Below are 14,415 nucleotides of genomic sequence, written 5' to 3'. Positions count from 1 at the left end.
TCCTTGTATGGTTGTAGACTAGTGGGATCTTCCCTGTGGTTTTATTTATATCCTAAGGGTCACGCTGTTCTTTTGAGGTGATTTAAAGCCTTGGTTAGTGCTTAAATATATCCGTATTTCTGTTTTTTAGCTATCCCCCATTCAATACACGACTGTCGGTATTCTTTGTAAGTTAAATATTCAGTATCATTAGCATTTGATAACGCTTTATTTAGCATTTGTATTTCTTGTGCATAGTCATATTGCTCAGCAATTTTATTCCTAACTTTATTATTTATTTCTTCTTCTGTAGGAGGAATAAAAGGTTTTTCAAATAAAGTAATATCTATTAAATTCCCTGCATCATTTAAAACAAAATCAAAATAAGGTGCATGTTGAATTATTTTGTCAGCTAATATTTTACCTTCTTCTGTAGTTTCGTCTACTACATACCATTCATCATTTTCATACCAATTTTTATTAGGTTCATCATCTTTAGTCTGTGTATATTTAGTTGTTTTATTAACTATCAATTTATATGACACCTCCTATTTAAAAGCTATATAATGAAATCTTGTTCCATTTGCATTTGCATGAATATAACTATTACTACTGTCATGCAAATAATACGCATAAAATCCATTAGTAGATATTTTAATCACGTTTATGGAAGCACAAACAATAGGATGACCATTGAGTGCTAATCCGCCATAGCCCTCATATCCTCCAGAATTACCAGGATATACTCCCATATCACCATTTTCGCTTGTAACTATTACTGCTGAAGGCCTGAATCCTACATTTATAAATTGAGAATGCCTACCATCGCCTGTATATGTACCAGTTATATATATATCAGAAGTAGATGTTAGTGTACTGTCTAACCTAATCTTATCAACATTGCTCATAAAGCCATGTGAACTTGTTGTCGCTAAACCGTGAGAGTCACCTCTTGACCCTATGTGATTTTCAATTTCCTTCGCAAACTCAGCCATCCGCGTATCAACTTCATTAAAATTATCCTCTATTCCATTAATATTATAGAAAACTCTATCACTTTTAATCATATTATCAACAACAGCATTAAAATCTGGACTTAGATTTATTTTCCCAAGTCCGAATGTTTCTTCTTTTAGATTGGGTATATTAGGGTTAAATGTGGGCAATACTGGCGTTCCTTTTAACACCTTTAATGTGCCATCATAGGTATCTAAATACACTATATCAATTCTCTTAGAGAAGCTTTTATAGTCAACCTGTAGTGATTCATTGGGAGTATCTGTTGTAACTTCTCCTGTTTGTGCATTGATACTTATTACATTTACTACACTTCCATCGCTAACTCTAGTTACAGTTATATCTGATTTTGTTGCTAATCCATCTCCAGCCTGATTTGCTAATGGAAAATAGGTTAGCTTAAGCTTACAACCTGTATTGGATGTATGGGGTTCATTTGTAACATCCAAGGCATCAGATGGTTCTATGTTGAGGGTAGTGGACTCACTAAAAGTATACACTATACCATCTATATTAATCTTACCTGTTTCTATCTTAATTGCTTTACTCGGTGTATCAGTTTGAGTAATCTTTAATTCCTTTAATGCATTTGGTATAATACCATTTGTAAATAGATCGGCTAAATGTTCTCTTTTGGCAGAATCTCTTATTTTTGCTATTTCACTATCAATTTTATCCATGTTATCATTAATAACTTCTATATTAGCCGCTTCATTAAGTAGCGGCTTCTTCAAATTTATATTTGGAGTCAAATCTGGCATTATTTCACCTCCGTGTTTTTGATGTGGTTCCATGTATAGTTTTTGATTTTATTCCAATCTAGTGAAGTCAAATCTTCCCATGTTATATATTCATAATCATAATTTACTCCTAAATGTGCTGGTTTTATTTCTTCTATGGCTCTTTTAAGGTCTTCAAAGTTAGGAGGCTGTCCATGTGTTTCTACAAACTTTATTGTAAAGCTGTAGTCTGAATTATCTTCTATTACCTCAACTTTTCCATTTGAAAAGCTTTCACATACATTGCTAATAAGCTCTACCGTAACCGTCCCATGCCCTCTAATCTTAGATTTTATGACACTTCGTCTGTATTCTTTCGGTTTACTATTGTTAATGGTTAATCCTAATTCTTTTTCCCATCTTTCCAATGTAAAATCCGATGTATCTATAAAAAATTGATTTAGGGTTTGACCTATTTTGTCACTGAATTTTTTAAGCTCTAGGTCTTGAGTGTTTGTTATGTCGGTGATAACTTTACTTGTGGAATAATAATTGGGTAGATAACCAATTAATTTATTAGACATTTGTTATCACCCCTAGGACTGCAATGGATGTATTGGTTAATGGAATATTTTTATTTCCATTGTTCACAGTTAAATTAGAATAGTCCACTACCCCTTTAGTTTGAAAAATCAAGCTTCCTATTTGGGCATAGCTAACATAATCCTCAACAAATGCTATTTCCTTTAGATATTTTTTGATATTGTTCTCTACGTTTTTTAATACCTGATCCATGGTATAGTTATTTGTATCAATAGTTAATGCCACTGCAATGTTTATAGACAATTCTACTGCACTTTCCACTGTCACATGGGCACCTATTGGCCTATTTTCTTCTATATATTCCTTCACCTTATTTATAAGCTCCTGGTTTGCACCAGTTTTTTCTGAATCTATTATCACTACCTTTACTGTTCCATTCCCATTCCATAGGGGGATTATTCTAGCATCACCTACACCGGGGATTTCTAATGCCCAGTTTCTGTAGTGGTTTTTATTGCCCGAGGTAGCTGGAGTTTTTACTTTGCTGTAGTATCTGTTTCTAAGCTCTTCGTCATTCTCCCCGTTGTAGCCATTTGTTACTTTACTGGGATTGGTTACACTTTCTAGTCCCGCTATGGTAAGGGGGAAGGATTTTATGGCTCCTAGGGGTACATTGCCTATGGTTCCGGCTTCTTCACATTCCACTAATAGATTTACTTGTCCTGTGGAATCTATGGTTTTATTTTCCTTTATGATATAGCTTGCAGAATCACTTGCCACCTCCATACCTTCTTTAATAGATACTCCTTCCAAGCCCTTTATTGTAACCCTTGTAGTTGCTTTTATAGGGGGCTTTCTATATATTCCCTGCTCCGATGCTTTTTTGTCTAGGTATTGCCCCGTGGCGGTTTGTACAAAGCCCTGGTCTAGAATATGGTCTTGATCGGTATAGGCGGCTTCTAGTTCTATTGCAAGGGCATTTATTACATCGTGAAAGAAGCTTCCCTCGGATTTATCGTACTCATCCCTTATTTGGGACAGCATACGGTTTTTTATTTCTTCCCTTGTCATAGGCTCACCTCCTGGGTGAAATTATTTCCATCGGATAGATTTACCTTGAAGGATATATTTAATTTTGGGTTTTTCTTTTCTATTTTCCAGTCGGTTAGAGATTTAATCATTGGGTGCCTTTTAAGAGCCGTTGTTATCTCTCTTTTAAGTTCTGACTCCACGAAGACCTTAGGAAAGTTGTTTCCTACTATGAGGTCCTCTAGAACAACACCGTACTCGTTTTTGTCTTCCCTTTCATAGACCTTGTATCTGTATTTTTCAGTCCTCAATATCTTTTGTATCCACAGCTTTACAGCTTCAAGGTCTGATACTTCCACTGGCCTTCCATCCCTTAGAACAAAATCCCCTGCTTTGAAATCAAATAAAAAAGACTTACCCATTTGTGGTAAATCTGTATCATTGGTTGTTTTTAATTGTAGCTCTGCTATTTTAGGCAGCATTATAGTCTCACCACCTTGTCTATCACATAGTATTGCTGTTCATTTGTAGTGGGTATCAGAATCACTTCATCATCTTCCTTTAATGAATCCGTCCACTGGATTCTTCCTGTGCTTTTATAGTCTGTGTTCACCCTTAAGGATTTTATTTCATGGAAGTGAAATCCATGTTGTGGCACATAAGCCTCGGTTGTCATACCTGCACCGAAATCGGAAAACTTTAGATTACCTTCTACTGAAAATTCTCTTTCATAGTCCTCTAATATATGGCTGGCAAATATTAGATGATCTTTGGTAAGGATTATCTTCTCTCCTAGACCTATCTTGATGTCAGGTAATGAACTTATTACTTTGCCAATTTGTGGCCCTAAATAGTATTTATTATCCCTTTCCTTAAAGAGCATTGCCAGTTCACTTACACCATCCATTATCTCACCCCCAAGCCTAACTGCATACGATGTATACCATTTCTTACGGTATGATTCGCATCATTGATAAGGTATTGTCCCTTCATACCCGTTACTGGCTCATATATTTCCATAATTCTTCCTGCCCTTACCCTATCATTTCCTATCATTTCTAATGAATTTTCTTCAAATATTTTTCCTAATTCATAAAGTATATTTCTGGCTATATTTTTTGCTTTGGCTTTGTCCTTTGTATCAACATTCCTTACTTCTTGAAGCACACCATACTGTGCCATAAGCCTACTATTTTGTGCCTCTGCTATTACTTTGTCATTGGAGATAAGCTTGATACTATTTTTCATGTTCTCTATTGTTCTCCTACGGCTTGGATTGGATATGGAATTTGATACATCATATTCTTGTATATTCTCAGCTAATTTAAAAACAGGTTTTATTACTAAATCCTGTTGCCTTTGTATATATAGCCTTCCTCGCCTCATCTCCATCCTGTACTTGATACCTCGTTCCTTTTCTGCAAGGTCAATAATATCTTTTATGATCTCGCTTACTGTTTTGGCACTGTATATCTTGTCTATTATCGTAGACATGGGTGCTATATAGCCAACTGGAACATTGAAGTCTTTTAAAATGGTTTCTATGGCCTTTTTAGCTGAGACCTTGTTGAATTGGTAGGTATCACTGCTTTTGTTAAGATAAAAGGCATAATCAAAGCAGGTATAGCCCACTGATCCCCTACCATTTTTTTGCTGTGATACAACTACTCCATTAAATATTTCATCTTCATGCCTTAGGGAAATTAAATTCCCTAGGTCGATGGAGCTGGAGGGAAAATATCTATCATCATTAAGGGCAATATTAAAGTTTAACTGCTCTCCTAATTCATGTATACTACTCCTCCACTGTATATCCCTAACTAAGGGTGTAATATTGGTCTCAATATTACTAGATAAATTAAATAGTTGATGCATATTAAACCCTCCTTTGATCGAGGGTTATAAATTTGAATTCACTTAGGGTTAGGGTATAGTATATATCTCCTGTGCCATCCTGTACACCGTATTCAAAGGCTTCTATGGTACAGGGCATGTTGATGATATCCCTTGGTGCCTCGGATATAATCAATCTAATGGGCACCCTTCTAGACTTCCATTCTTCTATGGTTTCAACGTATTGCCAGCCCCTATAGTGCTTATCCCTCAGGAATGAATAGTCCTGGTTGGGAAAAAACGACTGAAGGGATATGGATTTTAATGCTGGCATACCTATAAGCTTGATGTCTCCTTGGCTTATTACGTCATAGGTTTCGTTTTTCATTCCCGATTGTATTTTGAACTGGGAAGGAAGGACGGGAAGCTTTATTACTTGTTGTCTGTTGTTTATCGATAGGAATATATCCATTTCCAGCCCTCCTTTATGCTACAGATATATTTTTCATTCTTAGCTTTATTTCTGGAACTATTTCGTTCATGATTTCTTGTGTTGATTTGTTGGTGCCGTTTATATTGATGGTGAAGTTGTTTTTGTTTGAGTTGTCTATTTGGCCGCCTTGGAGTTTAGTTTGTACTACTTCACCACTGTGATTTATTGCAGGTTGTTTATTCTTTGAAAGTGCAAGATTTCTGTGGTATATGTCGTTATAATCCTTTAGCTTTGGTTTCTTGAACATATTCTTAGTTTTATTCGCCAAGAAGGCACCGGCTTTTTTCCATGTTTGTATTGGATGCAGATACATGTTAGCATAGCCTTTTAATGCTTTTTTAAGTGGCTCTGGTGTTTTTTGCTTGGCTATATTGATGCTGGATTTTACAGACTTGGCAAGTCCTTTTTGTTTTATGGATTTTATTCCTTTTTTCATAGAATTCCACATCTTCGGAACGGTTTCTATTAACTTGTCCACTGGCTTAACTATAACTCCTGCTCCTTTATCTAACACACCAGTAACTTTCTTACCTCCGAAGCGTTTCATCAAGTCACTGTCGAAAAAATCATATGCCAGACCACCTGCAAAATTTAAAGTTGAAGTTACTAGCCCTGCTGCTTTAGCCGCTGGTGCCGGTAACTTTGAAACCATATCCCCTAAAATATCGGCACCCGCTAGCAACCTTTTAAAATTACTATTCTTCTTATTTTGAAATGTATTTATATTCATAGCTGTGCCCATTGGAGTAAAGGCTTTTCCTAATGTACCACCAATTTTTTTTGCAACACTATTATTCATTATCTTTCCTGCAATATTAGACACATTTTTAAATGGCTTAGACATATTTTTTAATCTATTTATTTTTGCTAGTTGCTTTTTAGAAGTCGAGCCAAATAGAAGCTTTTTCGCTAAGATATCACTAATATGTCCAGCTTTATTAGAAATCTTAATAAGATCCTTAGATCCTATATTTAATGATGTTCCAAGTTTAAGAGTTCCGGCCTTGACGGATTTCCCAATTTTAGGAATATATTTTTGACTGTATTTTGCCTTTGTTAATTCATCTAATGTATTCCTTGCTCCAACCCAATTGTTTCTAATGTTTATAGTATTTATAGGGTAACTAGATATTTTACTATTATTTATAGTCCCTACAACATAATCAAATGCTTTTTGTATCTCATTATTAGATTTACTTGATTGCTTATCCATTCTATATTCTCACCACCTTTGCAAAACCATATTAACCTGGAAAACATGACATGGGAGTAAGTATGATATTGCTGAAAAAGCTATAACTGCCGCTTTGCCATGGGGACAGTCCCTCCGTCTTCCCTTTGGTCACTGGCTATGCCAGTGAGACGTATGGACAGTCCCCATGGCGCCGCTGCTTTTTAGTTATTTTACTGTACTCCCCAAGTCACATTTTCTTTTTTTAGGTTATATGTTGGATTTCATTATTCTTTCTCTTTCCTTCATCTCTTCTTCGTAAAATGCCATTATTAGTAAAAGCTCGCCCTTGGGCATATTATACAGAACAGATGGTCTAATGCCCTTTGTATTCCAATAGTGGTACATCATCTGGGCTAAACCATCTGTTCTTATGAGTTTTTTACTTCTTCCACTGCTCCTCCGTCAAAGCCGCTTAGGTCTCCGATGAAATTGTATAAAGTGATAATTTCACCGGGGAGGAGTATTTTTCTGATTAAATCCTTGGGGGTGTATACTCCGAATTTATTCATTAACTCTTTGGATTTAAAGCTTGGGTCTTTGACTCCCTCTAGGACTGTCATGATTTGAAGCTCTGAGATGTTTATATTCTCCAAGGCTTCATCCATGGACATTTCTTGGACTTCCTCCATCTTAGCTGGGGTTAAAGCTTCTACCTTGAAGATGACCTTCTCTCCTGTCAGCTCCGATAATCTCTTCATTTCTACCTCTTTTGAGGGCTTCTTTAGTTTGCTTTCATCTAGCTGAAGCAGTAAATCTAGTGTATTCATCTATATCACTTCTCCTATTCTGGCTGTATTAAATCCATAAAATCATAATCTGTGAAGGTAAAAGGGCACTCTACCTTTCCTAATGCCTTTGTTTCAAAGTTCATTAAAGTTAAATCATCAAAGCTTACATCCTTTAGTACTATTCTTTCAGCCTGGGAAGCTATAGTATCGGGGTCAGCTAGTTTAGCTAGGATAGTAACCCTTACGTCCCTACCTTTTTTGATACTTTCTCCTAGTCTAACTGCCATTCTGGAGTTCACCTTATGCATCTTTAAGGTTCCCTTTCCTTCCCAACCTGTTACCTTTGAATCCTTGGCTAATACCCCACACATATTTACGTCTTCTTTTTTAAGGGTGATCTTGGCTTCTAGTCCAGTTAATTCGCTGATCTTGTCTCCATCAAGCCAGATTTCTCCCCATGTACCGTTTATCACTCTATTTCCAGATATCTTATTTACCATTTTCCATTACCTCCTACATGTATATTTCCATATTTAAGTCTTCCATAGCGTCTAGGAATCTTACCCTTGCGGTTGCAAACACTTTGCTTCCTGTGTTGTATTCCTTGATTTCTTGGAGCTTTAGTCCATCCACATCTACACCCTTAGACATCAGATATGTTTTTTGGGCATTTACGTCTATCTGTGCCTTGTTGCCAAAGGAGTCATCTAGTACTTCTAATCTCTCTAGTTCTTCAAAGTAGGCATTTACAGCTGATAGGAATAATACCTTGTGATCATAGGAGTTGGTGATCTTGCCAACGTATGAGCCATCAAAGATATCTCTGATATCATCACGAACTAGATCAACTGCATCTACAATCTTGATTTTTTGGAATTGTTCACCCTTTGCTTCATTTGTGGTAGTGAGGGAATTGACACCTCTACCTATCTTGATTTTTGTTCCATCATTGATAAGGATTAGCTTTCCAGCATCTATATCCCCATGGGGATTTGTGGATTCTTTTATACTTTCCACCTCATTTAGCCCATAGTAGGTAGCACTGCTTGTGAAGGGTAGTCCTGCTAAGATGCCGGCTATTCTGCTAGTATATTCACTTGCACTATAGGTATGGCTCTGCTTTTCATCCCTTTCATTTTTTCCCGACACTTTGATATCGGCCGTTGTAAAGTTTATGATTCCTTCGTGATCGGCAGTAGCATTTGGCAGTACTGCTTTATAGGTCTTTTTATTTGTATCCCTCTCGGTTTTTATCCAAGCCACAATGGCCGCGACCTTTGCATCTACAATACCTGGGATTGCTAGGTAGTTCCATTTCTTGTTCTTTAATCTCTCAAGCCCCTTTGTATAATCTGCCTCGGATACTGCTATCCTCTCCACAATTACTTGACTAGGTGTTCCCATGAAGGTATTTTCAATATATCTTTTATTCTTCTCACTCCAGTCACCGGATTGGATATCTCCCACTGATTTGTATAGCTTTGTATCAAAGCTCTTTGTATCGTCCTTTAATATCAATGCTACGATACCCCTAGCACTACGCTCTATGGCAGTTACTCCTTTTGTTTTAAATTCTATCTGTATCTCTGGTAAACCCATTAAAATTCCTCCTTCATTTGTAATTCTTCCATTAATTCATATTCTTGATAGTTGTAGCCCTTGGTTTTATCTATGCTGTCGATAAAATCTAGATTAAAGGACAGCCTTAGGATATTGTCCTTTATTCTAGTATGAATAACGCCTAGGGTCAGCTTTTCCCTCTTCACAGTCAAAACCGAGTCAAATGCTTCATATAGGGCGTCTATCATGTTGAGCTGCTCTTGATTCGTCCCATCTTGAGGATGAAATTGAATCTCTGCATTTATAAATTTTCTTCTGTGATACTTATTTTCTATGGTCATGGAAATTGGACGAAGCCTCACCATTAGGGCAGGTTTTTGAAGCCCTTGTCCCCCTTCTTCACCATAGATATTGTGGTTTGGGAAGCTATTTGTTAGCTTCTCTATAATAGCGGTCTTTATCTCCACTAGCTTCATTGTCATCACTTCCTTGATATGCTGTTGTGATTTTCAGCATGGGTGTTTATAGATTTTCCATAAGCCTTCTTTGAATCATTTCTCCCACTAAATGTTGAACATCCATAAGGGATATCAATATATCCTCACCGAATAGGATTTTTTGTGTTTCCTTCAATTCATTTAGCTGGTCTTCTATGCCCTTTACGCCTCCATCCTCGAGTATCTCAAGCTTTGATTTGTCTATGAGGTTACTGACTACGTGGATGTTTTTTGCATTCATCTTTAAAGCTTCCAGCTTTATGGAACTTGCAAAGCATATGTCTTTGATTTTGGTGTTTTCCTGTACTAATTTGTCTTGGGAGTCCTTCAGCCTTTTTATGTGCTGGGCCTTAAACTTCATATCTTCCTGTAGTTCTTCTAGCTCTTTGTTTAAAGTCTCCATATTTTTTCTTAAAACATTTTTTTCATGGATGACATGGTTAAGTCGGCTTCTGGGGATATAGTTTTCATCTTCAATTATTATTTTTTTATCCCCTAGCCTTTCTTTGACCTGTGTATATAGCTTTTCACCTAGGATATCCTTTGATACTTTCATGGTATTACCTCCTCGTTTTCTTTACGTTTTTAACGTGCAACGCCACTAAGTTTGTGAGAATAGGAACTATGGCCTATGTCATTTGTTCTTTTATTTTCTCGGCCCTTTTTATTATCTCTTCCTTATCAAGACTTTGATCGATGGCGGGCTGTGTTTGGGACTCTGTGAATTTGCTAAAGGGGATAAAGTTATCCTTGCCCATATAGGGAAGCATAGTGATCCACATGTCCCATGCCTTGTCTAGCTCTGATTTTTCAAATGCCTTTGTCAGTAGTCCTATCAAAAGCTTGTAATTTGTTTTCATGATAAAGTCCATGCCGTATTTACTATGCAGCAATATTATGGTTTCCTCATATCCCCCTGCTACATAGCTTGATTGAAAAAATCCATGATGCCTTCTTCTTTGAATAGTGCCCTTAGGGCTTCTATGGTTTTAGCCACCTCTTGGCTTCTTATTTCCTCTACCTTTTTATCATCATAGATGGCTACTATATTGAATACTTCTTCCTTTACCTTTGATAGGTTTTTTAGAAGGTATTTTATGAAGTCTAAACCATCCTCCTGTTTTAGATTTTTTCCCCTTTGCTTTGATTTCTTGTTTTTGAAAAAATCCTCTATCTTTAACTTTTCAAATACACTTACTCCATAGGGAAGCATATCAAAAACCTTTTCGGTAGTTACCATGTTATCCACTCCTTTATTTAGTGATCTCACTGCTTAACTGTGAAAACTGCTGATTTATCTTGTCTATAAGGGTTGGTACCTTACTGCCAAAGGTTACCTCCAAGCCTATGTTTGAGGCTTCGTAGACTTCCTTTACTTCTATGATTCTGGCATTCATGGTTACTCCCCAGTCCTTGTTTTGGATGGTTACTATGTCCCCTAAATCCCAGTCCCTTTCATAGGTAAAGGGCCCAGTCTTGGAGACTTGACCCTCTAATGTTTTTATCTGCTTTAGTTCTTTGAGCTTCTGCTCTCCTTTTTGGATGAGGTCATCCCTAGAACCGCTGGCATTTACAAAGGTTTCTATTCTGTTTATTCCAGCATTGTCCTTGCCTACTATTTCTAGCTGCTTACCCTCACCCTTGCCTCCGATATAGCCTGTATTTTTATGGCCTATGCTGGAGACAATATATTTTTGGGCTTTGATGTTATCGAAATCATGGCTGAATATTACCGGTGGATTTTCCTTTTGATCTACACTTAGGTTTCTTCCTTCATATACATCTACTATCCACCTTAATCCATGGGTATCTATGGTTACCGTTATCCCCAAATCACAGCCCATGCTTATTTTTTCTAGCTCCTTGGAGAGGTTTTGATAGCTGCTTTCCCATTTGATATTCTTGCCCCTATTTAGATTAGGTGCTAGCCTAAGAATATCGACTTTTCTAGCTTTTTCTAGGGGGTTTATCATATTGCTTTCTATATAATGCTTGATTACCGTTTCTCCACTGCCCTGCACTACATCACAATCCAAGTCTGTGGGGGGAAGGGTGATCCTTTGACTGAATATATGGTCTAGGGTATAGCCCTTGACTACTATGGTCTCAGTTCCTCTTCCACCCCCATCAACGGATATTTCCTTGTGCTTTATTATACCCGCCTTGTTATTGGAAAGGTATATGATGTTTCCCAGCTCTAGGAATTCAGTGCCATTTTTATGCTTATTTATCTTTAGCTGAAATTCGCCGTAGGTGTTGAATCTTCTTTGGAATATTAGGCTGTTGTAGTCATCGATTTCTGCTAGGATTTTATGGTTTTGGGTTATTATTTTTATTGGATTCATGGGAGTTGGCTCCTTTATTTCACTGTATATTTGTTGAATTTGACATAATTATTATCTGCTGTACCTGAACCCTGTACTCTCACACCCCTAAAGCTTACTCCACTATTTATATTAGTCCATCCGGAGTGTCTAATAATATAACATATTCGTTTACTTGTATCGGCACCATAATATAAATAACAGTTTGTGTCACTGTCATCATAGCATTGTATTGGAATATATATGGTGTTTGTATTCAACTCTCTATCAATTGTATTGGCATTAAAGTTTATCTCATAATTACTATGCTTAGAAAAATATTGTGTTCCATTATCCAATGTACTGATTAATTTAGAACGATAGTTTTGAATACTATTAGCCACTATTTTTGATGCAGTTGATGACATAACTATTGCTTTAATAGCAATTGCTGACCCTGCTACTGCACTTATACTACTTAAGCTATCAAATATACTATGGCTTAGTCCTGCATATGTGGCTATACCCTTTCCTACATAATATTGACTTCCAAAGAATATATTCATCGCTGTACTTGACCCTGCTACTACATTCATTGCTGTACTTGACCCTGCCACTGCATTCATCGCTGTACTTGACCCTGCCACTGCATTCATCGCTGTACTTGACTTTGCTACTGCATTCATCGCTGTACTTGACTTTGCTATTTCCTCCATTGCAAGCTGTGAGGCCGCTATTTCGGTCATGGCTGCTTCATCTGCTGCCACATCATCTATGCTGTTTAAATCTTTGAGCTTGTTGTAATCAAGATTATAGTAAATTGCTAATCCTTTACCAACATTTATACAACTACTAAAAAATATCTCCGGCAAAAACCTATACTCCTCCCCAGCATTCTCCATCTTCTCAAAAACAACATTCATGGCTGGTTTAGATTCTGTTATGAGGTCTGCAAATTCTTTATGGGTCATTTGTTCCCTAAACACATCGGCTCCCTTGTAATAATTATCCTTCCACAGCTTTTCATAAAGCCTTTGTTTTAATACTATATCCATGCTCATTACCTCCCTATATACGATTTTCTAGTGGTGAAAAGTCAACTATCACCTTGTCCTTGGACAAAGTGATATTGGCTATGTTGCTTAGGTTTTTAAAGTCAATCTTCTTTATGAGATTTCCCTTGGATATACTCACACCATCTTTTTCTATCTCTATGCCTGTATCATCGGCGAAGTTGTAGGCACTCATCTCTACTTCATTTATCCTATTGTCTAGGTAGGTCACATCGGCATCGGTTAGATTGTCCTCTAGGGACTGTAGAAATGCCTTGGTTTTTAGCATAAAGTCGTCTAGTCTGTCGTCGTAGTCTTGATTGACGAAATTGAACCATTGCTGCCATTGACCTATGAATTCCTGCTTTTTGGTGTTTAAAAAGCCTTGGAATTGATTGAATATATTTGTGGTATCTGCTTGTATCAAGCTGTTGATCAAGCCACATACCTGCTTATTGAGTCGCTCATCGGTTATATCCTCGGTGGATATATAGCTTTTCCCTGCCTTTACCCTTATCTGTGCTAAGCTTATTTCATAAACATTGTTGTTCCTTGTTATTGCCGGCACCGTTGGGCTGGCATCTGGGGTTCCCCTTAGCACAAAGGCTTTTATATATCTATTTTCCAGGGTTTTATCCAGTCTAATGACTATTCTGTCTATCCTATCATGGTTTACATCTGCGTCATCTAGGGTTAACTGTAGGGGCTGTTCATCAATCCTATACATGTAACCCTCTATCCATGCGTAGCCCTCAAGGATTTTGGCATTCATATCTGTTCCATGGGTTGTGACCCTGAGATTATCTCCCCCATTGAATACCCCATTTGTTAAAAGTTGTCTGAAATACTCGGCAAATTCATCGGCGGAATATCTTCTTTCATCATCAACGGTACTGTCAAAAAATCTAAAAACTTCACCCATCTTATACCACCTCCATCTATACTCCTATATATCTGTTTTTATAGCTTATCTTGACCCTAGCCTTTTCGCTGTCATCATCGCTGGTATATCTTATGATGTTTTTACCTACAGCCAGCTGCCAAAAGCTGCTGTCTAGGTCAATGTAGCCAAAGGCATTTTCTATGGTCTTGTCGCCTTTTTGTATCATTACTTTTTTATTGCCAAAGGAGGTATCTACTATGAGGATTTCATCCTCTTCTAGCTCCTTGTTTACCTTTATAAATTCATTTATGGTTTCGTTGATTATACTTGGATTACTGGCAGGCCCATAGAACTCTATCCTTATAGGGGTAATAACGTCTCCCTTGTTCATCAGTTTTTTTCTTCTGCCTCGGTATGAAAAATTGGCAGATAGATGCAAGGGAAAGCTAATGCCACCCATTAGATAGGACAGTTCATGGCCTTCATAAAATATATCCTCCCAAAAGGGGGATGGACATAGGATGGAAAACATAGTCCTTTGAAAG

At 37.1% G+C, this 14,415-nt stretch carries 20 protein-coding genes; all 20 read right to left on the bottom strand.

Annotated features, from left to right (window positions below; translation table 11 throughout):
- Positions 1 to 101: 101 nt before the first annotated feature.
- Positions 102 to 512, bottom strand: a complete 411-nt coding sequence (locus N4A68_17745) for a hypothetical protein (GenBank protein ID MCT4566139.1) — start codon at positions 510 to 512, stop codon at positions 102 to 104.
- Between the two features lie 15 nt (positions 513 to 527).
- Positions 528 to 1,757: a DUF4815 domain-containing protein gene (locus N4A68_17740; GenBank protein ID MCT4566138.1), complete on the bottom strand. Its 1,230-nt coding sequence runs from the start codon at positions 1,755 to 1,757 to the stop codon at positions 528 to 530.
- Positions 1,757 to 2,299: a YmfQ family protein gene (locus N4A68_17735; GenBank protein MCT4566137.1), complete on the bottom strand. Its 543-nt coding sequence runs from the start codon at positions 2,297 to 2,299 to the stop codon at positions 1,757 to 1,759. The genes N4A68_17740 and N4A68_17735 overlap by 1 nt, the downstream gene beginning before the upstream one ends.
- Positions 2,292 to 3,329, bottom strand: a complete 1,038-nt coding sequence (locus N4A68_17730; GenBank protein MCT4566136.1) for a baseplate J/gp47 family protein — start codon at positions 3,327 to 3,329, stop codon at positions 2,292 to 2,294. Before N4A68_17730 ends, N4A68_17735 begins: the two co-directional genes overlap by 8 nt.
- Entirely contained in the window at positions 3,326 to 3,769 is a 444-nt protein-coding gene (locus N4A68_17725; GenBank protein MCT4566135.1) for a DUF2634 domain-containing protein, read from the bottom strand. Before N4A68_17725 ends, N4A68_17730 begins: the two co-directional genes overlap by 4 nt.
- Positions 3,769 to 4,194: a DUF2577 domain-containing protein gene (locus N4A68_17720; protein ID MCT4566134.1), complete on the bottom strand. Its 426-nt coding sequence runs from the start codon at positions 4,192 to 4,194 to the stop codon at positions 3,769 to 3,771. Before N4A68_17720 ends, N4A68_17725 begins: the two co-directional genes overlap by 1 nt.
- On the bottom strand, positions 4,194 to 5,162 hold the full coding sequence (locus tag N4A68_17715; protein ID MCT4566133.1) for a hypothetical protein: 969 nt from the start codon (positions 5,160 to 5,162) through the stop codon (positions 4,194 to 4,196). The genes N4A68_17720 and N4A68_17715 overlap by 1 nt, the downstream gene beginning before the upstream one ends.
- A 1-nt stretch (position 5,163) precedes the next feature.
- Entirely contained in the window at positions 5,164 to 5,592 is a 429-nt protein-coding gene (locus N4A68_17710) for a hypothetical protein (GenBank protein ID MCT4566132.1), read from the bottom strand.
- 13 nt (positions 5,593 to 5,605) lie between these two features.
- The gene (locus N4A68_17705; protein MCT4566131.1) at positions 5,606 to 6,826 is read right to left on the bottom strand and encodes a hypothetical protein; all 1,221 of its coding nucleotides are present in this window, start codon (positions 6,824 to 6,826) and stop codon (positions 5,606 to 5,608) included.
- Between the two features lie 389 nt (positions 6,827 to 7,215).
- Positions 7,216 to 7,614 carry a hypothetical protein gene (locus N4A68_17700; protein MCT4566130.1) on the bottom strand — a complete coding sequence of 133 codons (399 nt, stop codon included), beginning with the start codon at positions 7,612 to 7,614 and terminating at the stop codon, positions 7,216 to 7,218.
- Between the two features lie 14 nt (positions 7,615 to 7,628).
- Positions 7,629 to 8,075, bottom strand: coding sequence for a phage tail tube protein (locus tag N4A68_17695; protein ID MCT4566129.1), 447 nt, complete (start codon positions 8,073 to 8,075; stop codon positions 7,629 to 7,631).
- A 13-nt stretch (positions 8,076 to 8,088) separates the two neighbouring features.
- Positions 8,089 to 9,174: a phage tail sheath protein gene (locus tag N4A68_17690; GenBank protein ID MCT4566128.1), complete on the bottom strand. Its 1,086-nt coding sequence runs from the start codon at positions 9,172 to 9,174 to the stop codon at positions 8,089 to 8,091.
- Positions 9,174 to 9,611, bottom strand: coding sequence for a hypothetical protein (locus tag N4A68_17685; GenBank protein ID MCT4566127.1), 438 nt, complete (start codon positions 9,609 to 9,611; stop codon positions 9,174 to 9,176). Before N4A68_17685 ends, N4A68_17690 begins: the two co-directional genes overlap by 1 nt.
- A 46-nt stretch (positions 9,612 to 9,657) precedes the next feature.
- Positions 9,658 to 10,188, bottom strand: a complete 531-nt coding sequence (locus tag N4A68_17680) for a phage scaffolding protein (protein ID MCT4566126.1) — start codon at positions 10,186 to 10,188, stop codon at positions 9,658 to 9,660.
- 73 nt (positions 10,189 to 10,261) lie between these two features.
- A complete protein-coding gene (locus N4A68_17675; protein ID MCT4566125.1) occupies positions 10,262 to 10,525 on the bottom strand; it encodes a hypothetical protein in 264 nt (87 codons plus the stop codon).
- A gap of 26 nt (positions 10,526 to 10,551) precedes the next feature.
- On the bottom strand, positions 10,552 to 10,872 hold the full coding sequence (locus N4A68_17670) for a hypothetical protein (GenBank protein ID MCT4566124.1): 321 nt from the start codon (positions 10,870 to 10,872) through the stop codon (positions 10,552 to 10,554).
- Positions 10,873 to 10,885: 13 nt separating this feature from the next.
- Positions 10,886 to 11,977, bottom strand: coding sequence for a siphovirus ReqiPepy6 Gp37-like family protein (locus tag N4A68_17665; protein ID MCT4566123.1), 1,092 nt, complete (start codon positions 11,975 to 11,977; stop codon positions 10,886 to 10,888).
- A gap of 14 nt (positions 11,978 to 11,991) precedes the next feature.
- Positions 11,992 to 12,990, bottom strand: coding sequence for a hypothetical protein (locus N4A68_17660; protein MCT4566122.1), 999 nt, complete (start codon positions 12,988 to 12,990; stop codon positions 11,992 to 11,994).
- A gap of 13 nt (positions 12,991 to 13,003) precedes the next feature.
- Positions 13,004 to 13,909: a hypothetical protein gene (locus N4A68_17655; GenBank protein ID MCT4566121.1), complete on the bottom strand. Its 906-nt coding sequence runs from the start codon at positions 13,907 to 13,909 to the stop codon at positions 13,004 to 13,006.
- Positions 13,910 to 13,925: 16 nt separating this feature from the next.
- Positions 13,926 to 14,415: phage tail family protein (locus tag N4A68_17650; GenBank protein MCT4566120.1), on the bottom strand; the 490-nt coding region annotated here is incomplete at its 5' end.

The sequence above is a fragment of the Maledivibacter sp. genome, assembly GCA_025210375.1.
Lineage (GTDB): Bacteria > Bacillota > Clostridia > Peptostreptococcales > Caminicellaceae > JAOASB01.
Note: the sequence above shows the minus strand (reverse complement) of the source record. Positions and strands in the feature narration are given on the sequence as shown.